This is a genomic window from Lentzea sp. NPDC004789, assembly GCF_053601075.1.
The window spans coordinates 273,669-296,836 of sequence record NZ_JBSGBE010000009.1 but is presented as its reverse complement, the minus strand read 5'-3'; the positions used below and the strand labels follow the sequence as shown (position 1 = coordinate 296,836).

Annotated in this window: 22 protein-coding genes; 12 read left to right on the top strand and 10 right to left on the bottom strand. The window is 70.4% G+C overall.

Going from position 1 to position 23,168, the window contains the following annotated elements:
- Positions 1 to 379 precede the first annotated feature (379 nt).
- The 7 genes from ACWEIJ_RS22660 to ACWEIJ_RS22630 are packed head-to-tail and all read left to right on the top strand — an operon-like array spanning position 380 to position 6,649.
- Positions 380 to 1,372, top strand: a complete 993-nt coding sequence (locus tag ACWEIJ_RS22660) for an ABC transporter substrate-binding protein (RefSeq protein ID WP_449839184.1) — start codon at positions 380 to 382, stop codon at positions 1,370 to 1,372.
- On the top strand, positions 1,369 to 2,226 hold the full coding sequence (locus tag ACWEIJ_RS22655; RefSeq protein ID WP_449839183.1) for an ABC transporter permease: 858 nt from the start codon (positions 1,369 to 1,371) through the stop codon (positions 2,224 to 2,226). The genes ACWEIJ_RS22660 and ACWEIJ_RS22655 overlap by 4 nt, the downstream gene beginning before the upstream one ends.
- Complete coding sequence (locus ACWEIJ_RS22650) at positions 2,223 to 2,996, top strand: ABC transporter ATP-binding protein (RefSeq protein ID WP_449839182.1); 774 nt, start codon at positions 2,223 to 2,225, stop codon at positions 2,994 to 2,996. The genes ACWEIJ_RS22655 and ACWEIJ_RS22650 overlap by 4 nt, the downstream gene beginning before the upstream one ends.
- A complete protein-coding gene (locus tag ACWEIJ_RS22645) occupies positions 2,993 to 5,305 on the top strand; it encodes a nitrate- and nitrite sensing domain-containing protein (protein ID WP_449839181.1) in 2,313 nt (770 codons plus the stop codon). The genes ACWEIJ_RS22650 and ACWEIJ_RS22645 overlap by 4 nt, the downstream gene beginning before the upstream one ends.
- Positions 5,302 to 5,739, top strand: coding sequence for a roadblock/LC7 domain-containing protein (locus ACWEIJ_RS22640; protein ID WP_355452464.1), 438 nt, complete (start codon positions 5,302 to 5,304; stop codon positions 5,737 to 5,739). Before ACWEIJ_RS22645 ends, ACWEIJ_RS22640 begins: the two co-directional genes overlap by 4 nt.
- A gap of 3 nt (positions 5,740 to 5,742) precedes the next feature.
- Positions 5,743 to 6,093, top strand: coding sequence for a DUF742 domain-containing protein (locus ACWEIJ_RS22635; protein WP_449839180.1), 351 nt, complete (start codon positions 5,743 to 5,745; stop codon positions 6,091 to 6,093).
- A complete protein-coding gene (locus ACWEIJ_RS22630; RefSeq protein WP_449839179.1) occupies positions 6,077 to 6,649 on the top strand; it encodes a GTP-binding protein in 573 nt (190 codons plus the stop codon). The genes ACWEIJ_RS22635 and ACWEIJ_RS22630 overlap by 17 nt, the downstream gene beginning before the upstream one ends.
- A gap of 185 nt (positions 6,650 to 6,834) precedes the next feature.
- On the opposite strand, the gene ACWEIJ_RS22625 is transcribed toward ACWEIJ_RS22630, so the two are convergent.
- Positions 6,835 to 7,389: a CGNR zinc finger domain-containing protein gene (locus tag ACWEIJ_RS22625; protein ID WP_449839178.1), complete on the bottom strand. Its 555-nt coding sequence runs from the start codon at positions 7,387 to 7,389 to the stop codon at positions 6,835 to 6,837.
- Between the two features lie 77 nt (positions 7,390 to 7,466).
- Between ACWEIJ_RS22625 and ACWEIJ_RS22620 the strand changes: the two genes are divergently transcribed.
- The gene (locus tag ACWEIJ_RS22620; protein WP_449839177.1) at positions 7,467 to 8,417 is read left to right on the top strand and encodes an EamA family transporter; all 951 of its coding nucleotides are present in this window, start codon (positions 7,467 to 7,469) and stop codon (positions 8,415 to 8,417) included.
- An 11-nt stretch (positions 8,418 to 8,428) separates the two neighbouring features.
- Positions 8,429 to 8,839 (top strand): pantetheine-phosphate adenylyltransferase, encoded by a 411-nt coding sequence (gene coaD, locus ACWEIJ_RS22615; RefSeq protein ID WP_449839176.1) that lies wholly within the window; start codon positions 8,429 to 8,431, stop codon positions 8,837 to 8,839.
- A 52-nt stretch (positions 8,840 to 8,891) separates the two neighbouring features.
- On the opposite strand, the gene ACWEIJ_RS22610 is transcribed toward coaD, so the two are convergent.
- The 6 genes from ACWEIJ_RS22610 to ACWEIJ_RS22585 all read right to left on the bottom strand — a co-directional run bounded on the left by ACWEIJ_RS22610 (position 8,892) and on the right by ACWEIJ_RS22585 (position 14,931).
- On the bottom strand, positions 8,892 to 10,379 hold the full coding sequence (locus ACWEIJ_RS22610; RefSeq protein ID WP_449839175.1) for an alpha/beta fold hydrolase: 1,488 nt from the start codon (positions 10,377 to 10,379) through the stop codon (positions 8,892 to 8,894).
- Positions 10,380 to 10,443: 64 nt separating this feature from the next.
- Positions 10,444 to 11,190, bottom strand: coding sequence for a glucose 1-dehydrogenase (locus ACWEIJ_RS22605; protein ID WP_449839174.1), 747 nt, complete (start codon positions 11,188 to 11,190; stop codon positions 10,444 to 10,446).
- Positions 11,191 to 12,696: an aldehyde dehydrogenase family protein gene (locus ACWEIJ_RS22600; protein ID WP_449839173.1), complete on the bottom strand. Its 1,506-nt coding sequence runs from the start codon at positions 12,694 to 12,696 to the stop codon at positions 11,191 to 11,193.
- Positions 12,697 to 12,704: 8 nt separating this feature from the next.
- Complete coding sequence (locus ACWEIJ_RS22595; RefSeq protein ID WP_449839172.1) at positions 12,705 to 13,553, bottom strand: 3-oxoacyl-ACP reductase; 849 nt, start codon at positions 13,551 to 13,553, stop codon at positions 12,705 to 12,707.
- A 22-nt stretch (positions 13,554 to 13,575) separates the two neighbouring features.
- The gene (locus tag ACWEIJ_RS22590; protein WP_449839171.1) at positions 13,576 to 14,661 is read right to left on the bottom strand and encodes a Zn-dependent alcohol dehydrogenase; all 1,086 of its coding nucleotides are present in this window, start codon (positions 14,659 to 14,661) and stop codon (positions 13,576 to 13,578) included.
- A 78-nt stretch (positions 14,662 to 14,739) separates the two neighbouring features.
- Positions 14,740 to 14,931, bottom strand: coding sequence for a ferredoxin (locus tag ACWEIJ_RS22585; RefSeq protein ID WP_449839170.1), 192 nt, complete (start codon positions 14,929 to 14,931; stop codon positions 14,740 to 14,742).
- Positions 14,932 to 14,976: 45 nt separating this feature from the next.
- Here ACWEIJ_RS22585 and ACWEIJ_RS22580 point away from each other — a divergent pair, with 45 nt between their 5' ends.
- Together ACWEIJ_RS22580 and ACWEIJ_RS22575 are read left to right on the top strand one after the other, a co-directional pair.
- The gene (locus ACWEIJ_RS22580; protein ID WP_449839169.1) at positions 14,977 to 16,137 is read left to right on the top strand and encodes an acyl-CoA dehydrogenase family protein; all 1,161 of its coding nucleotides are present in this window, start codon (positions 14,977 to 14,979) and stop codon (positions 16,135 to 16,137) included.
- 12 nt (positions 16,138 to 16,149) lie between these two features.
- Positions 16,150 to 17,043, top strand: a complete 894-nt coding sequence (locus tag ACWEIJ_RS22575; RefSeq protein WP_449839168.1) for an acyl-CoA dehydrogenase family protein — start codon at positions 16,150 to 16,152, stop codon at positions 17,041 to 17,043.
- Here ACWEIJ_RS22575 and ACWEIJ_RS22570 read toward each other — a convergent pair.
- Positions 17,027 to 18,115 carry an NAD(P)H-dependent flavin oxidoreductase gene (locus ACWEIJ_RS22570; protein WP_449839167.1) on the bottom strand — a complete coding sequence of 363 codons (1,089 nt, stop codon included), beginning with the start codon at positions 18,113 to 18,115 and terminating at the stop codon, positions 17,027 to 17,029. The two genes, ACWEIJ_RS22575 and ACWEIJ_RS22570, sit on opposite strands and share 17 nt — an antisense overlap.
- A 42-nt stretch (positions 18,116 to 18,157) precedes the next feature.
- On the bottom strand, positions 18,158 to 19,744 hold the full coding sequence (locus ACWEIJ_RS22565; RefSeq protein ID WP_449839166.1) for an acyl-CoA synthetase: 1,587 nt from the start codon (positions 19,742 to 19,744) through the stop codon (positions 18,158 to 18,160).
- A gap of 73 nt (positions 19,745 to 19,817) precedes the next feature.
- Here ACWEIJ_RS22565 and ACWEIJ_RS22560 point away from each other — a divergent pair, with 73 nt between their 5' ends.
- Positions 19,818 to 20,609: a crotonase/enoyl-CoA hydratase family protein gene (locus tag ACWEIJ_RS22560; protein ID WP_449839165.1), complete on the top strand. Its 792-nt coding sequence runs from the start codon at positions 19,818 to 19,820 to the stop codon at positions 20,607 to 20,609.
- On the opposite strand, the gene ACWEIJ_RS22555 is transcribed toward ACWEIJ_RS22560, so the two are convergent.
- Complete coding sequence (locus ACWEIJ_RS22555) at positions 20,596 to 23,133, bottom strand: tetratricopeptide repeat protein (protein WP_449839164.1); 2,538 nt, start codon at positions 23,131 to 23,133, stop codon at positions 20,596 to 20,598. The genes ACWEIJ_RS22560 and ACWEIJ_RS22555 overlap by 14 nt on opposite strands.
- Positions 23,134 to 23,168: the final 35 nt, after the last annotated feature.

Below are 23,168 nucleotides of genomic sequence, written 5' to 3'. Positions count from 1 at the left end.
AACCGGGGCACGATTGGTCCGGACCACTTGAGCCCCAACGCCGCAGGCCACGACGACACCTTCCACCCGGCGGGAGTGGAATACCTGGCGTCGTTGCTCCATCCGATATCACCCGATGCACCCGGAAGGGGTTGCGCGCACAGTTAGGCTTGGCGACCTCGATTGCACCTGGGATTCACGAACCATTTCATCCAGGTGCATGACAAAAGACACGGAGTCACCGGGGACCTCCGCATTTAGGTACGTCAAAATGCGCACAGGAAGTGTTCACACCCGATGACCGAGGCCAGCGGCAAACGCTCCGTTGTCGAACCCGGGCTGCCTCCGATCTGAGGGTCGTCAACCCCTTCCCCACAACGGAAACTCACAGGAGTTCGGTTTGTTCTCCCGCCGCATCAACCGTTTTCTGGTCGCACTCGTGTTGTTGTTGCTGTGCGGCACGGCGTGCACCTCCTCCCCTACCGGCACCGGCCGGATCACGCTGGGGTTCAGCGCGTGGCCCGGCTGGTTCCCGTGGCAGGTCGCGCAGGACCAGGGGTTCTTCCGGCACAACGGCATCGACGTCGAGCTGAAGTACTTCGACAGCTACACCGACAGCCTCAACGCGTTGTCGAGCGGTGCCATCGACGCCAACAGCCAGACGCTCAACGACACCCTCGCCTCGGTCAGCGGTGGCGCGCAGCAGACGGTCATCCTGGTCAACGACAACTCCACGGGCAACGACCAGGTGATAGCCCGTGAGGGCATCTCCGGTGTCGGCGACCTGAAGGGCAGGAAGGTCGCGGTCGAGCAGGGCACCGTCGACCACTACCTGCTGTTGCTCGCGCTGACCGAGGCCGGTCTGTCGCAGAAGGACGTCGAGCTGGTGCCGCTCGCCACCGACGCGGCGGCGGCGGCCTTCGTCGCGGGCAAGGTCGACGCGGTCGGAGCTTTCGCGCCGTTCACGACAACCGCCCTGCAGCGCGCCGGCAGCCGTGCGATCGCGACCTCCGCCGAGTTCCCCGGCGCCATCCCCGACCACCTCGTCGTGTCCGGCGCGTTCGCGAAGAACCGCCCGGAGGCGGCGCAGGCGTTGGTGAACACGTGGTTCGACACGCTCGACTGGATCAAGCAGAACCACGACCAGGCCGTCGAGATCATGGCCAGGCGCGGCGGGGTGAGCGCGGGCGACTACCGGACCTACGACGCCGGCACCACGATCTTCACGTTGCGGCAGAACATCGACGCGTTCACGCCGGGCGTCACGCCGACGCACCTCAACCACCAGGCCGGCCAGATCGCGGACTTCATGACGAGCACCGGTCTCACGCCGAAACGACCGTCGCTGGACGGGCTGTTCGACGACAAGTTCGTCAAGGCGGTGCAACGATGAGGGCCGCGCTGGCCGACCGCGCGCCGGGCGCGCGCACCGCGTGGCCACCGCTGCCCCGCCGCACCCGCCCGCACCGCACCGCGCTCACCATCCGCACGCCGATCTCCCGCCGGGCCGCGACCGCGCTCGCCGCCGGATCGCTGGCCGTGCCGTTCGCCTGCTGGGTCGTGCTCAGCGCGAGCGGTGCCGTGCCCGCCACGTTCCTCCCGTCGCCGAGCGCCGTGCTGGCCGCCGGCTGGGACATGGCGCGTTCGGGTGAGCTCGCGGTCGACGTCGGGACGACCACCCGGCGGGTGCTGGAGGGGTTCGGCCTCGCGGTGCTGGTGTCCGTGCCGCTCGGGATCCTGATGGGCACGTTCCACGCGGGGCAGGCGGTGTTCGAGCCGGTGATCGGGCTGCTGCGGTACCTGCCCGCGAGCGCGTTCATCCCGTTGCTGATCATCTGGCTCGGGCTGGGCGAGCCGTCCAAGATCGCGATCCTGTTCCTGGGCACGGTCTTCTTCAACACGCTGATGACCGCCGACGTCGTCCGCGGCGTGCCGCGCTCGCTCATCGACGTCTCCTACACGCTCGGCGCACGCCGCGGCGAGGTGCTGCGCAAGGTGGTGGTGCCGCACTCGGTGCCGGGCGTCATCGACGCGGTGCGGGTCAACGCCGCGGCGGCGTGGAACTTCGTGGTGGTGGCGGAGCTCGTCAACTCCACGGCCGGGCTCGGCTACCGGATCGTTCGCGCACAACGCTTCCTGCAGACGGACAAGATCTTCGCGGTGCTCGTCGTGATCGGCCTCATCGGCGTGACGATCGACGTGGCACTGCGGCTGGTGCGGGCCCTGGTGGGGCGGTGGGCCGCATGACGCTGGAACTGGTCGAGGTCTGCAAGGACTACCTCGTGCGCGGGCAGCGCAAGCGCGCGCTCGACGGCGTGAGCCTCACGGTGTCCCCGCACGAGTTCCTCTGCGTGGTCGGCGCGAGCGGCTCCGGGAAGTCCACCCTGCTGTCACTCGTCGCCGGCCTCACGACACCGACGAGCGGCGAGGTCACCGTCGAGGGCCACCCGATCACCGGCCCGGGACCGGATCGCGGCCTGGTCTTCCAGACCGGGTCGCTCTACCCGTGGCGCACTGTCGAGCGCAATGTCGCTTTTGGACTCGAACTGCTCGCGCTCGACACCGCAGAACGCCGCCGCCGGGTCGACTGGTACCTCGCGGAGACCGGTCTCGCGGCCGTGCGGCGGTCACTGCCGCGCCAGCTCTCCGGTGGCCAGCGGCAGCGCGTCGCGATCGCGCGGGCGCTGGTGTGCGAGCCGGACGTGCTGCTGCTCGACGAACCGTTCGGCGCGCTGGACGTGCAGACCAAGGAGGACATGCAGCTCTTGATCAGGCAGATCTGGCGCGACACCGGCACCACGGTGCTCATGGTCACCCACGACGTCGAGGAGGCGGTGTTCCTGGGCACCAGGGTCGTCGTGCTCGCGAGCGATCCCGGTCGCGTCGCCGCCGAGACCTCGATCCCGCTCCCGCACGACCGGGACCTCGCCACCAAGCGGACACCGGTGTTCCACGAGCTGCGCGCGTCCATCGAGGACCTGGTCCGCGCATCGCACCGCCGCGAGGTGATCGGGTGAGACGGGGACGAAGCCTGCTCCACGGGCACTCCATCGGCCGGAAGCTGAACCTGTTGATCGTGCCGGGCCTGATCGCGGCGGTGCTGGTGGCGGTGCCCTTCCTGCTCGGCCAGGCCGGGGACGCGCGGTCGTCCGCGGCCACCGCCGAGTCCGCCCGGCAGGCGCGCGAGCTGGGCAACCTGATCTGGGAGCTGCAACGGGAACGCGTGCTCACCGCCGCGCACCTCGCGTCTCCCGCCGACGACGGTGCGGACCTGAAGCACCAGCAGAGCGAGGTGGACTCCGCGGCGCAGAGCGTGCGCACCGGGCTCGGGCCCGACAGGTCCGACGAACTCTCGAACGCGTTGGTGCGCCTGGGTTCGCTGACCGGGCTCAGGCAGAACGCCCTGCGCGGCAGCGCCTCGTCCGACAGCGTCACTCGGACCTACCACGCCGCCGTCAGCGGGATCATCGACGCGTTGCGGCTGGTGCCGCAACGGACCGGCGACGCGGAGGGCACGAGACAGCTCACCGCGCTCGAAGCGCTGCTGCGCGCCACCGAGGAGCAGTCGTTGCGCGACACCGGCCTGATCATCGCCGCGACGCGGCGGCAGACCGGGCAGGACCTGCTGGACGACGCGGTGATGCAGGCCCGCGCGTTCACCGAGCGGTTCGTGCAGCAGGCCGACGCGGACCACGCGGCCCTCGTCGTCTCGGTGGAGGAAGGCACCGAGGCGCGCCGGGTCAACGAGCTCGCCGCCCGGCTGCCGGGCCAGCCGAGCCCGGCGTTCGCGGCGGAGGCGCTGGCCGCGGTCAGCGCGCAGGCCGAGCTGCGCAAGGCGGCGCAGGACCAGGTCTCCGCCGAGATCACCGCGGAGGCCGCGGCACGGGCGAGTCACGCCAACGCCGTCGCGTGGGCCGTCGGTGTCGGCGGCGCCCTGCTGTTCGCGCTGGTGGCGTGGCTCGCGATCGCCGTCCGCCGCTCGATCTCGCACCCGTTGCGCAGCCTCACCGACGCGGCGGGCGCGGTGGCCGACCTCGCCCGCCGGGAGCTGGTGCGCGTGACCGACACCGAGGTGGCCGACGACCAGGTGCCGCGGCTGCGCGAGATCGACGTGTCGTCCGGTGACGAGCTGGGCCGGCTCGCCGAGGCGTTCAACCGCGTGCAGGGCACGGCGGCACAGCTCGTGGAACGGCAGGCGATCACGCGGCGCAACGTCAGCCTGATGTTCGCCAACGTCGCCAAGCGCACGCGCAGCCTCGTCGGCCGGCAGCTCGCCCTCGTCGACGAGCTGGAGCGCGACGAGCAGAACGAGAAGCTGCTCGCCGGCCTGTACCAGCTCGACCACCTCTCCACCCGGTTGCGGCGCACCGCGGACAGTCTGCTCGTGATCGCGGGCACGCGCGAGGACAGCAGGCTCTCCGGCCCGATGGAGGTCGGCACCGCCCTGCGCTCGGCGCTCGCGGAGATCGAGGACTACCAACGGGTCCGGCTCGGCGCCGTCGGCAAGGTCGCGGTGGCGCCCGCGCTCGGGGCGGACCTGATCCAGCTGTTCGCCGAGCTGCTGGACAACGCGACCTCGTTCTCGCCGCCGACGTCCGCGGTGGAGGTCGACCTCGCCCGCGGGGCCGACGGGTCCTGCGTCGTGGCGATCGTCGACCACGGCATCGGCATGACCGAGGCCCAGCTCACCGAGGAGAACCTGCGCCTGGTGGAGCGCGAGCGGCTGGACATCACGCCGACCAGCGTCCTCGGCCTGTTCGTGGTGGGACGGCTGGCGCGCAGGCACTCGCTCACCGTCGAGCTGCTGCCGACGACGGGCGGCGGCGTCACCGCGCGGGTGGCGGTACCGCCCGACCTGCTGACGCGGGAGAGCCTCACCGCGCCACCACCGGCCGCGCCGCCGAAACCGGTGCGGGAACCGGACTTCGGCTGGTTCATGGGCGACGACGACCCCACGATCACGCTGGCGAGCGTGCCCGCGGAGCCCGACCACCTCTCCGGCGAGCTCTCCACGGAGATCACGCTGGTGACGTCGGCCATCGCGCGCGTGGCGGTCCTGCCCCAACCTGTTGCGCCGTCGGCGATCGCGCCGGAACGGGAAGGACGCGCGGGACTCACCCGCCGGGTGCCGGGCGCCAGCCTCGCGCCGAGCCTGCGCGCCGAGGCCCCCGCGCCGCCGGCGGAACACGCTCTCGAGAACACCGCCTCCTGGCAGCAGCGCGACCCCGCCGCCGAACGCGCGTCGCTCGACGCGTTCGCGAACGGTGTGGCGCTGGGCGCCGCCGCCGGAGCAGGCACGCAACCGACGAAAGAGGACAGTGAATGAGCGCCCTCCCCGCAGCACGGACCAGCGTCGAGGCACAGAACTTCAACTGGCTCGTGACCCGTTTCGCGCAAGGCACCCCTGGCGCGCTGGCCGCGATCGCCGTGTCCTCCGACGGTCTGCTCATCGCGATGTCGTCGGATCTCGTGCGGGAGAACGCCGACCGGCTGGCGGCGATCGCCTCGGCCGTGCTGAGCCTCGCGGGCGGCGTGTCCGACTGCCACCCGCTCGGCGCGCCGGACAAGGTCATCGTCGAGCTGGCACATGGTTACCTGGTCGTCTGCACCATCAGCGTCGGCTGCGCGCTGGGCGTGCTGGCGTCCAAACAGGCCAGTCTCGGCACGATCGGCTACGAGATGGCGATGTTCGCCAACCGCGCCAGCGCCGTCCTCAGCCCGCAGGTGATCGAGGAACTCAAGTTCACGGTCGGGCGGTAGGGCATGCGGGACCGAGACGTCTCACTGCTGCGGCCGTACCTGCTCACGTCCGGGCGGACCGAGCCGATCGACCGCAACCTCGAGCTGGAGGCCCAGGTTCAGACCAGTGAGCTCGGCGCGGCATCCCACCCGAGCCTGTCGTTCGAGCGCCGCGACATCGTGGCCCTGTGCCGCAGGACGATGTCGGTGGCGGAGGTCGCCGCGATGCTCGGGCTGCACCTCGGAGTGGCCCGGGTCCTCGTGGCGGACCTCGCCGCGCTCGGGTACGTCGTCGTCCACCGGCCGCCCGCCGCGCTCACCGGTGACCCCGCCATGATCGAGAGGATCATCCGCCGCCTTGAAGCCATCAGCTGAACCCCGCACCCCGACGCCGGTCAAGATCATCATCGCCGGTGGTTTCGGGGTCGGCAAGACGACCGCGGTGTCGTCCATCTCCGAGATCACCCCGCTGCGCACCGAGGCGGCCATCACCACGGCGTCCGAGGAGGCGGACCGCACCGGACTCATCCCGGACAAGACCACCACGACGGTGGCGCTGGACTTCGGCTGCATCACGATCGACGACGACATCAAGCTGTACCTGTTCGGCACGCCGGGCCAGGACCGCTTCGGCTTCATGTGGCGCGACCTGGCGCTGGGGGCGTTGGGAGCGCTCGTGATCGTCGACACCCGCCGCATCGACGAGTGTTATCCGGCCGTGGACTACTTCGAGAAGGCGGGCCTGCCGTTCGTCGTCGCCGTCAACCTCTTCGAAGGCAGGCTCAGCCATGCCGTCGCGGACATCCGCTGGGCGCTCGCGATCGGTGACCACGTCCCGCTGGTCACCTTCGACGCCCGCGTGAAGGTGTCGGTCCGCGACGCGCTGCTGACCGTCCTGCGCACCACACTGGACCGCGTGAAGTCCTCTTAGGACTCCAGGCGTCTTGCGCCTCACGCGGTGTTGTCCGGTTCGGATGCGGCCGTCGCCGGCACCTGGACGCGCTCCTCGACCAGAGCCTTCACCGGTCTCCAGATCGCGATCACGTCCGGGTGCCAGAACTGCGGAAGATCACGGGCCGTTCACCGGCGACGAACCCCGGATGGCCTGGCAGGTCCTCAGCCCTGTTCCGCGCGGCGCTCCCGGAACGCGATCATGTTCATCCGGTTGCCGCACCGCACGCTGCAGAACCGCTTGAGTCCGTTGCGGGACAGGTCGAGCAGCAGGCCGGCGCAGTCGTCAGCCGCGCAGATCCGCAGGCGGTCCATCTCGTTCATGCGGATCACGTCGATCAGGGCGAGCGCGGACTCGACCCGGATCCGCTCGGCCAGCGGCGAGTCCGGCTCGGTGGCGTGGATGTGCCAGTCGAGCCCGTCGTGCCGCACGAGATACGGCAGCGCCTTGGCGTCGCGCAGCATCTTGTTCACGACATCCACGGCGTCATCGCGATCGAGAGTCCACACGTGCCTGAGCAGCGCACGCGTGCGATGAACCTCGCGCAGTTCGGCCTCGTCGTAGTCGATGCGGCCCGTGTAGGGGTAGCGGCCCAGCAACGCCTTGAGCTCCTCGACCGTGGCGAGCTCGTCCTCGCCGCTGCGCGAGGCCGACGGATCGGTGTTGCACAGCGCCACGACGAAGGCGAGCGACTCCTCCGTGTCAGGGGCAAAACGCAAATTGACTCCTTACCTCGACCCGCCTAGCGTCAGGGGTGTCAATCACATTAGGCCATGACACGGCTGGAGGCGCGAGCATGGGGATCCCGTCGAAGTCGACCGGTCTGTTAGCCGCCGTGGTGTCGTTCACCTCGTTCGGCACCTCCGGAGCGTTCGTCAAACCGCTGCTGGAGGCGGGCTGGTCCCCCACCGCCGCCGTCACGGCCCGCGCGCTCACCGCCGGGCTCGTGCTGCTCCCGTTCGCCGTGATGTCACTGCGCGGCCGGTGGTCCGTGCTCCGGCACGCCGGGTGGCCGGTGCTGGGCATGGGCCTGGTCGGCGTGGCGGTCACCCAGGTCCTCTACTTCGCGGCCATCCAGCGCATCCCGGTGGCGACCGCGCTGCTCATCGAGTTCCTCGCGCCGCTGCTGCTGGTGGGCTTCACCTGGGCGACCACCAGACGCACGCCCGCCCCCGTCGTCCTGCTCGGTTCGGTGCTCGCGGCCGGCGGCCTGGTGCTCGTGATCGGACCGGGCGCGATCCAGGCCGTCGACCCGATCGGCGTGGCGGCGGCCTTCGGTGCCGCCATCGGCTGCGCCGGGTACTTCGTGATCGCCGCACGACCCAACAACGGCCTGCCGCCCGTCGCGCTCGCCGCGGGCGGACTGCTGCTCGCCGTGCCCGTCCTGGCCTTCGTCGGGCTGACCGGCCTGCTGCCGTTGACCGCCGCGTTCGGCGACCTGCCGCTGCTCGGCACCACCGCGCCCTGGTGGGTGCCGCTGCTCGTGGTCGCGGTCTTCGGCACGGCGCTCGCCTACGCGACCGGCATCACCGCCTCCGGCGTCCTCGGTTCGAGGGTCGCGTCGTTCATCGCGCTGCTGGAGGTCGTGTCCGCGTCCCTGTTCGCGTGGGTCCTGCTGGGTGAGGCGCTCGCCCCGCTGCAGCTCGTCGGCGGCGTGCTGATCCTGGCGGGCATCGCCGCGGTCCGCGCCGAGCGACAGCCGGCCGAACCGTCCATCGCCGTTCCCCACCTCGCCGCGGATCGCTAGCATCACCAGCCGTGCGCGCCGTCTTCCCCGGCTCCTTCGACCCGGCCACACAGGGACACCTCGACGTGGTGCGCCGCGCCGCGGCCATGTTCGACGAGGTCGTCATGTGCGTCCTGACCAACCCCGAGAAACCCGGCCGGCTCCCCGTCACCGAGCGGCTCGCGCTGCTGACCGACCTGACCCGCGGCCTGGCCAACGTCACGGTGGACGCCAGCACGGGCAAGCTGCTGGTCGACTACTGCCGTGAAGCGGGTGCCCAGGTGGTCGTGCGCGGGTTGCGCAGCCTCGACGACCTGAAGCACGAGCTGCCGATGGCCCAGATGAACCGGCGCTTGAGCGGCATCGAGACGCTCTTCGTCCCGACCAGGCCCGACCAGGCCCACATCTCCTCGACCCTCATCTCGGCGACGACCGGTCGGTAACGCACGAGGGGCCCACCCGGCTGGGTGAGACCCCTCGTCACGAGCACAACCCTCAGGCGAACGGGCTCTTGTCGATCCCGCACGTCTTCTGCGTCGGCAGCACACCGGTGAAGAGGTAGTCCCGCTTCACCTTCTCCGCGCACGTGCTGTGCACGAACATGGTGCTGTGGCCGTAGCCCTCGACGGTGAGGAACCCGGTGCGGGCCATCTCCGCCGCACCGTCGTGCGCACCGTGCAACGGCGTCGACGGGTCGTACCTGTTGTTGATGAACAGGATCGGCGCCGACGTCCAGCGGTTCCACGGGCCGGTGAAGCGGTCTTCGTCACGGGCCTGCCAGAACGCGCAGCCCATCATGTCGAACACCGCCAGACGGCCCCAGTACGGCACGCGCTCGTCCTCGCTCTTGCCGTACTTGGTGTACGCGGCCGTGTCGCGCGGGAAGTCGCTGTCCGCGCACTGGATCGCGTTGAACGCCTCGGTGCGGTTGGTGATGTAGGGCTCGGACGCCGCCGCACGCAGCGACGCCGGCGCCTCCCACACGCCCTGCATGATCCTGGCGGTGTCCTGCCAGGTCTCCGGCTGCGCGAGCGCGTCCGACACGGTGCTGATCAGCGTGACGCGGTCGAAAGTGCCGTCCGGCGTGGTGACGGGCGAGGCCGCCACCTTGGCCACCAGGTCCGCCCACTTCTTGTGCAGATCGCCACCGGCGAACGCGCACTTCGCTCCCGGAGCCGCGCACAGCCGCAGGAACTGCTCGAACGTCTCGGCGATCCCGCGCGGCACGTCCTGGCGGGTGTCCAGCGGCACGGTCGTGCCCTGGTCGCCGTGCCCGGTGGCGTTGCCGACGAAGTCGAGCGAGCCGTCGAACGCCATCGCGCGGACCTTGTCCGGGAACATGTTCGCGTAGATCGCGCCGAGGTGCGTGCCGTACGAGATGCCGTGGTACGTCAGCTTCTTGTCGCCGACGGCCTTGCGCAGCAGGTCGAGGTCACGCGCCGTGTTGGCGGACGAGACGTGGTTCAGCAGGTCGCCGGACTTCGCCTGGCAGCGCTGGGCGAAGTCCCGGTAGGCGTTGTAGAACGCCGGTTCCTGCGCGGCGGTGTCCGGGTAGACCGGGATCGCGTTGAGGTAGTTCTGCTGCTCCTCAACGGTGTCGAAGCACCGCACGGTCGCGGACCGCCCGATGCCGCGCGGATCCCAGGACACCAGGTCGAACCGCGCCCGCAGTTCCGGCGAGAACAGCCACTCCCACTTGCCGCGGCCCCGCAGCCGGTCGACGCCGGACGCGCCGGGACCGCCGAAGTTCACGAACAGCGAGCCGATCTTCTTGGACGGGTCGGTCGCGGGCAGCCGGATGACCGCGAGGTCGATCTTCGTGCCGGACGGCTTGTCGTAGTCGAGCGGTACCTTCGCCGTCGAGCACTGGAACCCGTCCTGACAGTCCTGCCAGGTCAGAACGGGTGTCGCCGCGTCCTCCGCCGCGCCCGCCGCCGGGGCCAGCCCGATCAGCAGCGCGGCCGTGACCAGTATTGATCTCAAATAACACTCCCCAGTCAGAACCTCTCGATCAAGCAAGACGCGAGGCGCACAGGGGAGGTTGCATTCAACTCAACGCATGTGTCGCGGTGGCGCCTCCGTCCACGACGAACTCGGCGCCGGTGCAGTACGCGCTGTCGTCACTGGCGAGGAACAGCACGACGTTCGCGACGTCGTCGGGCTGGCCGACCCGCCGCAGCGCCACCTTCTTGCCGATCGGTGAGATGTCGATCGGGCGGCCCAGCGCCTCGCCGACCATCGGCGTGTCGATCGCGCCCGGATGCACGGAGTTGACCCGGATCCCGTGCTGGCCCAGCTCCATCGCGGCCACCTTGGTCATCCCGCGGATCGCGAACTTGCTCGCCGTGTAGGCGACCAGGTACGGCATGCCGCCCAGGCCCTCCACAGAGGACACGTTCACAATGGATCCACCACCCGCACGTGTCATCGACTCCACGACGGAGCGCATGCCGAGGAACGTGCCGACCTGGTTGATGCCGATCACCCGCTGGTAGTCGGCGAGGGTGGTGTCCGCCAACGCCGAGAAGTGCAGAACGCCCGCGTTGTTCACGAGAACCGTGATGTCGCCTAACGTGCCGACCGTGAACGCGACCGCCTCCGCCCACTCGTCCTCGTTCGAGACGTCGAGGTGGCAGTACTCCGCGCCCAGCTCGGCAGCCAGTTCCTTGCCCTGGTCGTCGAGCACGTCGGTGATCATCACCCGTGCGCCCTCGGCGACGAACCGGCGCGCCGCCGCCGCGCCCTGACCACGCGCCGCGCCGGTGATCAGGGCGACCTTGCCGTCGAGCCGCATCTACATCAGCTCGTCGGTCAGCGGCATCATCACGGTCTTGAGCTCGGTGTAGGCCTCGTAGGCGCTCTGCCCGCCCTCGCGGCCCAGCCCGGACTGCTTGTAGCCGCCGAACGGCACGTGCGGTTCGAGCTGGAACCCGTTGACGCCGACCATGCCCACGCGCAGCCTCTTCGACACGCGGAACGCGCGCCGGACGTCGTTGGTGTAGACGCCCGCGCCCAGGCCGTACTCGGTGTCGTTGGCGAGCCGGATCGCTTCTTCCTCGTCGTCGAACGGCACCACGGTGAGCACCGGACCGAAGATCTCGTCACGGGCGATGGCCATGTCGTTGCTGGCGTCGGCGAAGATCGTGGGGGCGACGAAGTTCCCGGACGCGAGGTCGCCTTCGAGCCGGGTGCCGCCGGTGACCAGGCGAGCGCCGTCGGACTGACCGCGCTCGATGTAGCCGAGGACGCGGTCGAGCTGCTTCTGGTTGATCAGCGGGCTGGCGAGCACGGCCGGGTCGAACGGGTCGCCGAACGTCACGGCGCTCGCGAGCATCGACGCCATGTTGACGAACTCGTCCTGCACCTCGCGCGCGACCAACGCCCGCGTGTGCGCGACGCAGGCCTGGCCGGACAGTCCCATCGTGACCATGCCCATGCAGGTCATCGCGGCGAGGCCGACGTTCGGCGCGTCCGCGAACACGATGGCGGGCGACTTTCCGCCCAGTTCCAGGGAAACGCGCTTCATCGTGCCCGCGGAGGCCTCGACGATCCGGCGGCCGATCGCGCGGCTGCCGGTGAAGCTGATCTTGTCGACGCCGGGGTGGGTGATCAGCGCTTCGCCGGTCGGGTCGCCGGGGCCGGTGACGAGGTTGATCGCGCCTTCCGGCAGGCCGGCCTCGATCAGCAGCTCGACCATGCGGATCACGCAGAACGACGCGTACTCCGAGGGTTTCACGACGACCGTGCACCCGGCGGCGAGCGCGGGTGCGAGCTTCTGGGCGAACAGCACGAACGGCGCGTTCCACGGCAGGATCGCCGCGACGACGCCGACCGGTTCGCGGAACGTCATCGCCAGGTGGTCACCGCCCTGGTACGGCGGCAGGGTCTGGCCGCCGACCTTGTCGATCCAGCCCGCGTGGTGGTCGAAGATGTCGGCCGCGATGCCGACCGAGGTGGCGTAGATCTGGCCGAACGACAGCGGCACGCCGTTGTCCAGCGCCTGCAGGCCGCGCAGCTCGTCGGAGTGCTCCCGGAGCAGGTCGCTGTAGCGGCGCAGCACCCTGATGCGGTCGGCCGCCCTCGATCGTCCCCACGTGCCCTCGTCGAACGCCTTGCGCGCGGCCCGCACCGCGGCGTCGACGTCCGCGGCCGACGCGACGGCGAAGTGGCCGATCTCCTCGCCGGTCGCGGGGTGGTGGTGGGTCCAGGTCTCGTCCGTCTCGCGGAACTCGCCGCCGATGAGGAGCCGGCCGTCCTTCAGGCCCAGCGTCTCGCGGTGCGGTTGGACGGTGAGCGTCACAACTCCTCCTACAGGGCCATCGTTTCGGTGCACGAGAACGTCTTCTGCGGATCGCGGTCGGCGAAGTGGCCGTCGAGATCGCTCAGCGAGTCGAACTTCTGCTCGACGGTGGGCGGCGCCATCAGCGCGACCATGCCGCCGTGCACGACGAAGACCTGTCCGTTGATCTTCTCGCCGGACGGGCCTGCCAGGTGCGTCACGAACTTCGCGACGTGTTCGGGTGCCAGCGCGTCGTCGCCTTCCGGCGCCTCACCGAACACGTGCGCGGTCATGCCGGTGCGGGCACGCGGGCAGATGGCGTTGGCACGAACGCCATAACGCGACGTGCCTCGTGCGGTGGCGACCGTCAGCGCGGCGATCCCGGCCTTCGCCGCCGCGTAGTTGGCCTGGCCTTCCGACCCGAGCAGGAACGCCTCGGACGCGGTGTTGACGATCCGGCCGTAGACCGGTTCACCGGCGGACTTCGACTGCTGCCGCCACAGCGAGACCGCGTTGCGCGACAACAGGAAGTGGCCGCGCAGGTGGACCTTGACCACGAGGTCCCAGTCCTCGTCGGACATGTTGAACAGCATCCGGTCGCGCAGCACGCCGGCGTTGTTCACGACGACGTGCAGGCCGCCGAACTGCTCCAGTGCCGCGCTGACGAGGGCGTCGGCGGTGCTGCGCTCCCCCACGTCACCCTCGACCACCACGCACTTCGCGCCGAGCTCCTCGATCTCGGCCGCGACGGCCTGCGCCGAACCCGGCAGGTCGTTCAGCACGAGCGACGCGCCGGCCCTCGCGAGCTCCAGCGCTTCGGCGCGGCCGAGCCCGGCACCCGCGCCGGTGACGACGGCGACCTTCCCCGCAAGGTCCACTTGAGACTCCTCAAGAAGTGTGTCAGTCGAAGAGGATGACCTGGCGGATCAGGGATCCGCCGCCGCGCAGGGCCTGCAGACCCTCGTTGACGTCCTCGAGCCGGATCCGCTTGCTGATCATGCCTTCGAGATCGAGGCGGCCCTGCCGCCACAGCGCGATCATGCGCGGCACGTCGCGGCGGAAGTTCGCCGTCCCGTAGAACGACCCGTGCAAGGTCTTGTCGTGCAGGAACAGCTCCTGGGCGCTGAAGGACACCATCGCATCCGCCCGGCCGGCGCCGACGACGACCGTGCGGCCACCGCGGCGGGTCAGGTCCCACGCCTGCCGGATCGTCGCGGGAATGCCGACCACGTCGAAGACGTAGTCGAAGCCCATGCCGAAGTTCAGCTGGTTGTTCAGGTCCGCGAGGCCGTCCGGCGTCGTCGCGTGCGTCGCGCCGAACCGCTGCGCCACCTCGTGCTTCTCGACGACCGGGTCCACGGCCACGATCCGCGCCGCGGCGGCGAGCCGCGCACCCTGGATCACCGCGATCCCGACGCCACCGCAGCCGATCACCGCGACGCTGGAGCCCGCCTCGACCTTCGCGGTGTTCAGCACGGCACCGACGCCGGTCAGGATGCCGCACGACAGCAGCGCCGCGATCTCCCACGGCACGTCGTCGTCGACCTTCATCGCGGCATCGGCCGGAACGACCATCTCCTCGGCGAACGCGCCCAGACCCGCGTAGCCGAACGCGGGGTTGCCGCCGACCACGAACCTCGGTGACGTGAACGCGGAAATGGTGTGCACCAGGCACAAATGCGCCTGACCGGTGACGCACTGCGCGCACTTCCCGCACGGCGGCACGAACGTGATCGCCACGTGGTCACCGACCGCCAGCGAGGTCACGGCACTGCCGATCTCGATCACCTCACCGGCACCCTCGTGGCCGATGACACCGGGTGCGAGGGCGGGCAGCGTTCCGTCCATCGCGGACAGATCGCTGTGGCACACCCCGCACGCCTTGATCTTGATCTTCACTTCCTGCGGCCCCGGCGCGGTGGTCGTCACGTCGTCGCGGAGCTCGAGCTTGTCGTCGCCTACCTGGTTGAGCACGGCAGCCTTCACCGGTATCACTCCTCGCTGAGCTCACGGCCGAGATACCCGTCGGACACTAGAATCTGTTCCTGTTCTTGACAAGGTCCATCAGCGTGAGAGCCGCAGCGCGCCCATCGGGCACGACGCGACGGCACGTTCGGCGCGCGCCACCTCGCCCTCGGCCAGCTCACCCTCCCGGATCTGCAGCACCTCATCGTCGTCGAGCGAGAAAACCTCGGGCAGGATCGACACGCACTCGCCGTGCGCCTCACACACGGCCGGGTCGACCTCGACCTTCATCGCAGCCTCCTGACATCAAGTAGAACTTGTTCTAGAGTAGCGGCCATGCGCATCGGTTTCACGCCCGAACAGGAGCAGTTGCGCCAGGAGCTGCGGGCGTACTTCGCCGCGCTCATGACGCCGGAACGCCGGGAGCGTCTCGCCGGTGGCAGCGACTACGGCGACGCCGAGGTGTACAAGGACACCGTCCGCCAGATGGGCGCGGACGGGTGGCTCACCATCGGCTGGCCCGAGGAGTACGGCGGCCGCGACCGGCCGATGATCGAGCAGCTGATCTTCCTGGACGAGGCCTCCGCCGCCGGCGCACCGGTGCCGTTCCTGACGCTGAACTCGATCGGGCCGACCATCATGGCGTTCGGCACGCCCGAGCAGAAAGCGTGCTACCTCCCGAAGATCGCCTCCGGGGAGATCCACTTCGCGATCGGCTACTCGGAACCGGAAGCGGGCACCGACCTGGCCGCGTTGCGCACCCGTGCCGTCCGGGACGGCGGCGACTACGTGATCAACGGCCAGAAGATGTGGACCAGCCTCATCCAGTACGCGGACTACGTGTGGCTGGCGTGCCGCACCGACCAGGAGTCGCAGCGGCACCGGGGCTTGAGCATCATCATCGTGCCGACCACCGCCCCCGGTTTCTCCTGGACGCCGGTGCCGACGATGTCCGGGCCGACCACCAGCGCCACCTTCTACGACAACGTCCGGGTGCCGGCCGCGAACCTCATCGGCGAGGAGCACAAGGGCTGGAAGCTCATCACCAACCAGCTCAACCACGAACGCGTCGCACTGTGCTCGGCCGCGCCCCTGCAGACCGCGCTGCGCGAAGTTCGGCAATGGGCGGAGGAAACCGGTGCGCTGAAACAGGAGTGGGTGCGGCTGCACCTCGCCCGCGTGCACGCGAAGACCGAGTTCCTCAAGCTGATCAACTGGCGGATCGCCTCCGGTGCCGACGAGGCGCCCTCACCCGCGGAGGCCTCGGCCACCAAGGTGTTCGGCACCGAGTTCGCGACCGAGGGCTACCGGCTGCTGATGGAAGTGCTGGGCGCCAACGGAATCGTGCGCACCGGATCGCCGGGCGCGTTGCTGCACGGCCGGGTCGAGCGCATGCACCGGTCGTCGCTGATCCTGACGTTCGGCGGCGGCACCAACGAGATCCAGCGGGACATCATCGCGCGGGCCGGTCTCGGGCTGCCCGCCGTGCCGCGGTAAGGGAGAGCCGAAGTGGACTTCACGCTGACCGAGGCGCAACGGGAACTGGCCGCGCTGACCCGCAAGATCCTCGACTCGTCCGACTCGCCGTGGGCCGACCTGGTCAAGTCGGGCGTCGTCCCGGAGGACCCGGCCGAGTTCGGCGTCCTGGAGCACTGCGCGGTCCAGGTCGAGCTGGGCCGTGCCGTCGCGGCCGTCCCGTACCTGCCGACCGTGCTCGCCCAGCAGGCGTTGGCGCGGTTCGACACCCCGCGGCCCGCAACCGTGCTCTCGGTGGCGCTCGCCGAGGACCAGGACGGCGCGAAGACGACAGTGCCGTTCGCGACGACGGCCTCGGCGTTCCTGGTGGCGCACAACGGCCAGGTCTTCCTCGTCGACGCCGACCAGCTCGACATCACCGCGCAGGAACTGGTCGACGGCTCCGACGCGGGATCGTTCGAGTTCTCCGGCGGGCGGCTGATCGAAGGGCTCACGCCCGAGTGGCTCAGCGCGCGCTACACGGTGGGGCTGTGCGCTTTCCAGCTCGGCGTGACCGAACGCGCGTTGGAGCTCACGGCCGAGTACGCGCGCACCCGCGTGCAGTTCGACCGGCCGATCGGCAGCTTCCAGGCCGTGGCGCAACGGCTCGCAGACGCGTACATCGACGTGGCGGCGATCCGGTTGACGCTGTGGCAGGCGGCCTGGCGGCTCTCCGAGGGCCTGGACGCCGACGAGGAGGTGGCGACGGCGAAGTTCTGGGCCGCCGATGCCGGGCACCGGGTGGCGCACACCGCCGTGCACGTGCACGGCGGTACCGGCATCGACATGAGCCACGAGGTGCACCGGTACTTCACGGCGGCGAAGCGGGCCGAGTTCGAGCTGGGCGGGGCGACCGCCCAGCTGTTGAAGCTCAGCGCAGCTTGGTGAGCCGCTCGACGCTCTCGTCGAACTCCCGCAGCAGGTCCGCCATCACCTCGGCGACCGGCCGCACCTCGTTCATCCGCCCGACCACCTGCCCGACCGGCATCGACACCACCGACGGGTCGTCGGACCGGGCGATCCGCAGGTGCGCCTCGCTGACCAGCAGGTTCTGCAACGGCATCGGCAGCGGTTCCGGCGCGTCGTCGGACGTCCACGCCTCGGTCCACCGCGTCTTCAGCAGCCGCGCCGGTTTGCCGGTGTAGATCCGGGTGCGGACGGTGTCGCTGGAGCCCGCGGCGAGCAGCGCCTCCTGCGTGCTGGAGTTGCCCAGGGCGTACTCGGCGGCGGTGAGCCAGTACGAGCCCATCCACACGCCCGAGGCGCCCAGCGCCAGTGCCGCCGCGGCCTGGCGTCCCGAACCGATGCCGCCCGCCGCGAGCACCGGGACGTCCACCGCGTCGACGATCTCCGGGACGAGCACCATCGTGGCGACCTCGCCGGTGTGGCCGCCGGCCTCGTAGCCCTGCGCCACCACGATGTCGACGCCGTTCGCCACGTGGCGGCGGGCGTGCTCGGCCTTGCCCGCGAGGGCGGCGACCGGCACTCCGGCCGCGTGCGCGCGTTCGATGACATCGGCGGGCGGTGAGCCCAGGGCGTTCGCGATCAGCCGGATCGGGTGCGCCAGCGCCACGTCGACGTGCGAGCGCGCCACCGAGTGCAGCCAGCCCAGGACGCCCTCGCCGCCTTCGCCGTCCGGCAGTGGCGGCACGCCGAGCTTCAGCAGGGTCTGCTGGACGAAGTCCTTGTGGCTCTGCGGAATCAGCGCGGACAGGTCGAGCTGGGTGCCCTCGGTCGGCACCTTGGCGGGCATGACGATGTCGACGCCGTACGGTTTGCCGTCGGTGTTCTCGTCCATCCACGTCAACGTGCGGTCGAGGTCGTCCGCGTCGTTGAACCGCACGCATCCCAGGACGCCGAGGCCGCCCGCCCGGCTGATCGCCGCCGCCACGTGCTCGGACGGGGTGAAGCCGAAGATCGGGTGCTCGATGCCGAACTGGTCACACAGGCTGGTGCGCATGATCCTCCACGTGGCGTCGCGCCACCGGGTCGTCGAGCTGGGTCACGCGGGCTGGTGCGCGTGCTCTTCCACGTGCCGCTTGGCCCACTGGTAGTCGGGTTTCCCGCTGGGCGTCCGGCCGATCTCGTCGACGAGCCAGAGCGACCGCGGCACCTTGTAGCCGGCGAGCGTCTCCCGCACGTGAGCGTCCAGTTCGGACAGTGTCGGCGCGGCACCGTCACGCGGCCGCACGATCGCGCCGACGCGTTGGCCCAGCAGGTCGTCCGGGATGCCGATCACGAGGGCGTCGAACACGTCCGGGTGCGACTTCAGCACGCCCTCGACCTCCTCCGGGAACACCTTCTCGCCACCGGTGTTCACGCAGGTGTTGCCGCGGCCGAGCAACGTGATGTCGCCGTCCTCCTCGAACCGCGCGTAGTCGCCGGGCACGGTGAACCGCCTGCCGTCGACCTCGACGAACATCCGCGCGGTCTTCTCCGGGTCCTTGTAGTAGCCGAGCGGGATGTGGCCGCCGCGGGCCAGTTTGCCGATGACGCCGGGCACCGGGTCGAGCTTGTTGCCGTCGTCGTCGATGACGATGGTGTCCTCGTTGAGCTTCACCTTGGTGCCGTCGGTCTGCACGATCTCCTTGGGCACCGCGCCGATGCCGGTGGACCCGGTCTCGCTCGACCCGATCGACTCCAGCAACGTCGTGTGCGGCAGGAGCTCCTGGTACTTCTTCTTCACCGGATAGGAGAACAGCGCGGCGCTGCTGTTGATGACGAACAGCGACGAGCCGTCGTACTGGCCGCGTTCGAACTCCTCGATCAACGGGCGGCCCATCGCGTCGCCGGTGATCGCCGCGACCTGGACCTTCTCCCGCTCGATCGCCCGCCAGATCTCGGCCGGGTCGAACTTCGGCACGAGCACCACCGTGCTGCCGCAGAACAACGCGCCCAGCACGGCCCACTGCGCGGCGCCGTGGATCAGCGGCGGCAGGCAGAGCCGGACCAGGCCGTAGTCCTTGCCCGACCTGGCCTGCTGCCACTCGTCGGTGAGCCGTTCGCCGGTCACGAAGTCGATGCCGCCGCCGAGGGTGCGCCACACGTCCTCGTGCCGCCACATCACGCCCTTGGGCATGCCGGTCGTGCCGCCGGTGAACAGGATGTAGAGGTCGTCCGGGCTGCGCGGCCCGAAGTCGCGGTCGCCAGACTCTCCGGCGAGAGCCGCTTCGTACTCGACGCCGGCGAACTCCTCGTCGGTCTCGTCGTCGATCACGACGAGCGGGCCGGGAGCGCCGACCTCCGCGACCAACGGCGAGTACCGCCGTTCGTGCACGAGCGCGACCAGGTCCGCTTCGCCGAACAAGTACTGCAACTCGTTCTTGGTGTAGCGGTAGTTGACGTTGATGGCGACCGCGCGCAGCTTGTAGACCGCGAGCAGGGCCTCGACGAGCTCGATCGAGTTGCGTGCGTAGAGCCCAACGTGCGATCCCTGTGTCACGCCGTTTTTTGCCAGGTGGTGGGCCAGTTTGTTGGCTCGTGACTCAAGCTCGGCATAGGTGACCCGCTTGGGCCCGCACACGATGGCGGTCCGGTCGGGCACGGTGTCTGCGGCGTGTTCAACGAGGTCTGCGACGTTGAGGGCCATGCAAGGAAAGTAGAACGTGTTACTGTTCTGGACAATCCCCCGTGCGGTCAATCTCGATCCAGGAGGCGCGCGAATGACGACCACGACGGAACCGCACGCGTTGGTGGACCTGGTCGGCAACGTTCTCGTCGTCACGATGAACCGGCCAGAGGTCCGCAACGCGTTGTCCGGCCCGATGATGGCGATCATGCGCGAGGCCTGGGACCGCGTGGACAACGACCCCGACGTGCGCGTCTGCATCCTGACCGGCGCCGGCGGCTCGTTCTGCGCGGGCGCCGACCTGAAGGCGATGACGGCCAACCACCCCAGCGAGTCCGACGGCAAGTTCGACTTCTCCGTCATCGAACCGCTGCTGAAAGGTCGTCGATTGACGAAACCGCTCATCGCCGCGGTGGAGGGGCCCGCGGTCGCCGGTGGCACGGAAATCCTTCAGGCGACCGACATCCGCGTGGCCGGTGAGAGCGCGCGGTTCGGCGTGTCCGAGGCGCGGTGGGGACTGTTCCCGCTCGGCGGGTCGGCGGTGCGGTTGCCGCGCCAGATCCCGTACACGGTCGCGGCGGACCTGCTGCTGACCGGACGGCACATCAGAGCCGCGGAGGCCAAGGAGATCGGCCTGATCGGACACGTGGTGCCGGACGGACAGGCGCTCGGCAAGGCGATGGAGCTGGCCGAGCTGATCTCCGCCAACGGGCCGCTGGCGGTGCGGGCGATCCTGCGGACCATGCGGGAGACCGAGGCCATGCACGAGAACGAGGCGTTCACCGTGGACGCCCGGCTCGGCATGGAGGTGTTCCGCAGCGAGGACGCGAAGGAAGGCCCGCGGGCCTTCGCGGAGAAGCGCAAGCCGGAGTTCAAGGGGCGCTAGCGCGCAGCAGACGTGACCGCCGGTAGTACCGGCCGGCGATGGCGTGGTCACCCAACGCGCGGTGGACGTGGCCGAGGCCGGTGCACGCGCGAACCTGTTGTGGCTGAGCGCCGATCTCGGTGGCGACGGCGAGCGCGTCCCCGTAGTGGGTCAGTGCGCCGGCGACGTCGCCGGCTGCCCGTTCGGCGTCGCCGAGACCGACGAGCACCCAGGCCTCGCCATCCCTGTCCCCGCAGGCGCGGAACATCGTGAGGGCCTTCCGATAGCGCCGGACGGCCTGGCCGGGACGCCCGCACCGCAGCTGCAGCGTGCCCATGCTGTCCAGCGCTCCCGCCTCCCCCGCCGCGTTGCCGAGTTTCCGGTGCAGCACCAGGGCCTGGCCGAGGTGTCTGGCCGCGGGCACGTGCTCGCCCGTGCCGAGCTCGACGTTGCCGAGCCCGTGCAGGGCCACGGCTTCACCGGCCGGGAATCCTGACTCGCGGAACATGCCGTGCGCCCGGCGGTAGTGGCCGGCCGCACGTGCGTGGTTGCCGAGGCGCCGGTCGATGTTGCCCAGGCTGACCAGGGTGCCCGCCTCGCTCGTGCGGGCGCCGGTCCGCCGGTGCAGGGCGAGCGCCTTGCGGAAGTGCCCGGCGGCCTGGTGATCGCGGCCCTGACGCTGGGCCAGCGTGCCGAGGTTGGCGTAGGCGCGCGCCTGCCCCGGTTCGTCGCCGCTGCGCTCGAACAGGTCCAGGGCCCGGCGGAACTGCTCCGCGGCGACCTCGTGCCGGCCCAGCCGGGTGTGCGCGCCGCCGAGACTGATCAACGCGTTCGCCTGTGCGGTGGGGTCGTTCGTCCGCTGGGCCGCGTGCAGGGCGCGGCCGTGCAGGACCACGGCATCCGTGAAGTACCCGCCGGCCAGGTAGCGGAACAGGATGACGGACAACGAGATCGCGTGTCCCGGCCAGTCGCGCGCGGCGGCGTACCCGCCGATCTCGACCAAGGTGGAACGTTCGGTGTCCAGCCACTCGCGGGCCGCCCGCGGGCCGGTCATCTCGGGCACCGGCACCCGCGGGACCTCCGGCAGCCGGTGCGGCCCGGCGAGGTGCAGGGTCTGCGTCGCGGCCAGCGCGGCCGCCACGTAGTGGTCGAGCAGGCGGGTGAGCGCGTCACGTCGTTCGGCCGGCGGGTCCTCGTCACCGGCGCGATCCGCGGCGAACGTCCGGACGAGGTCGTGGAAGGTGAACCTGCCGAGCGCCAGAGGCTGCAGGAGGTGGTCGCGGCACAGGTCATCGAGCACCGGCCGGACGGCGGCGGGCGTCGCGCCGACGAGCGCCGCCGCGGCGTGGACCTCGAAGTCCTGGCCTGGGTGCAGGGCGAGCAGTCGCAGCAGCCTGCGCGCGGCGGGCGAAAGGCTCTGGTAGGACAGGTTCAGCGCCAGTTCCACGCCGGAGTCCAGGCGGTGGTGGCGGTGCCGCTCGTCGAGGCGGTCGGCGTGGTCGGTGAGGGTCCAGCCGCGCGTGCTGCGGATGTGCCCGGCGCACACGCCGAGAGCGAGCGGGAGATGCCCGCAGGACCGCGTGATCCTGGCCGCGGCGTGCGGGTCGTGGCCGACCGGTGTGCCCTGCGTTGCCCTTTCCAGGAACCGCAGGGCCTCCGCGCGGCCGAACACGTTCACCGGTACGTGCGTCACGTCCGAGAGACCGGTGAGGACACGTCTGCTGGTGATCAGCGTGAGGCAGCCGGGTGTGCGCGGCAGCAGCGGGGCGACCTGGCGTTCGTCGACCGCGTTGTCCAGCACCACCAACGTCTTCGTGTCGGTGAGCAGGCGGCGGTACATCGACGAGCGGGCCGGCGGGTCGTGCGGGATCCGCTGGCCCGGCACACCGAGCAGCCGCAGGAAGCCGTCGAGCACCGCGGCCGGGTCGGCGGGTCGCTGGGCGGGGTCGTGGTGGTATCCGCGGAGGTCGACGAACAACACGTGGTCGAAGGGTCTCTCGCGCGCGAGCAGGTGCGCCGCGCGGACGGCCAGCCGCGTCTTGCCCACCCCCGCCATGCCCTCGATCGCCGAGATCGCCACCGTGCCACCGCCCACGACGGCCCGTTCCCGCGCCCGCCGGATGTCCTCCAGCTCGGCGGCGCGGCCGACGAACCCGGTCAGGTCAGGGGGAAGGGTGTCCTGCACCCGGATCTGGGACGACGCCAGGGTCTCCCCGGCCACGACGCGCAACGCCTGCTGCCACTGCGCCACGTACCCCGCGTCCGGGTGCAGCGCCCGCACCACGGCCACCACGAGGTCCGCGTTCAACCGCCGCCGTCCGGTGCGGAAGCAGTCCACCACGGTCGTCTTGCCGACCAGGTCGGCCGCCGGGCGGCCCTGCGCGGTCCACGTCACGTGGACTCGGTCCTTGATGCGTTCGTAGGACGGGTCGCCTGCCCACACCTTCAGCGACCGCAAGCACTCGGCGAGTTCGTCCAGCGTGCTCGCGCGTCCTGGATCGGGCGGTGATCCGGCTTCTTCCCCCGCTACCCGAGAAGCCCCCATCACAGTCGATGGTAACCACCGGCGTTCGGATTCGG

Bases quoted from the DNA above. Each gene is read 5' to 3' on its own strand.
- ACWEIJ_RS22655 (WP_449839183.1), top strand. From the start codon at position 1,369: ATGAGGGCCGCGCTGGCCGACCGCGCGCCGGGCGCGCGCACCGCGTGG.
- ACWEIJ_RS22650 (WP_449839182.1), top strand. From the start codon at position 2,223: ATGACGCTGGAACTGGTCGAGGTCTGCAAGGACTACCTCGTGCGCGGG.
- ACWEIJ_RS22640 (WP_355452464.1), top strand. From the start codon at position 5,302: ATGAGCGCCCTCCCCGCAGCACGGACCAGCGTCGAGGCACAGAACTTC.
- ACWEIJ_RS22635 (WP_449839180.1), top strand. From the start codon at position 5,743: ATGCGGGACCGAGACGTCTCACTGCTGCGGCCGTACCTGCTCACGTCC.
- ACWEIJ_RS22620 (WP_449839177.1), top strand. From the start codon at position 7,467: ATGGGGATCCCGTCGAAGTCGACCGGTCTGTTAGCCGCCGTGGTGTCG.
- ACWEIJ_RS22605 (WP_449839174.1), bottom strand. From the start codon at position 11,190: ATGCGGCTCGACGGCAAGGTCGCCCTGATCACCGGCGCGGCGCGTGGT.
- ACWEIJ_RS22585 (WP_449839170.1), bottom strand. From the start codon at position 14,931: ATGAAGGTCGAGGTCGACCCGGCCGTGTGTGAGGCGCACGGCGAGTGC.
- ACWEIJ_RS22580 (WP_449839169.1), top strand. From the start codon at position 14,977: ATGCGCATCGGTTTCACGCCCGAACAGGAGCAGTTGCGCCAGGAGCTG.
- ACWEIJ_RS22570 (WP_449839167.1), bottom strand. From the start codon at position 18,115: ATGCGCACCAGCCTGTGTGACCAGTTCGGCATCGAGCACCCGATCTTC.
- ACWEIJ_RS22565 (WP_449839166.1), bottom strand. From the start codon at position 19,744: ATGGCCCTCAACGTCGCAGACCTCGTTGAACACGCCGCAGACACCGTG.
- ACWEIJ_RS22560 (WP_449839165.1), top strand. From the start codon at position 19,818: ATGACGACCACGACGGAACCGCACGCGTTGGTGGACCTGGTCGGCAAC.
- ACWEIJ_RS22555 (WP_449839164.1), bottom strand. From the start codon at position 23,133: ATGGGGGCTTCTCGGGTAGCGGGGGAAGAAGCCGGATCACCGCCCGAT.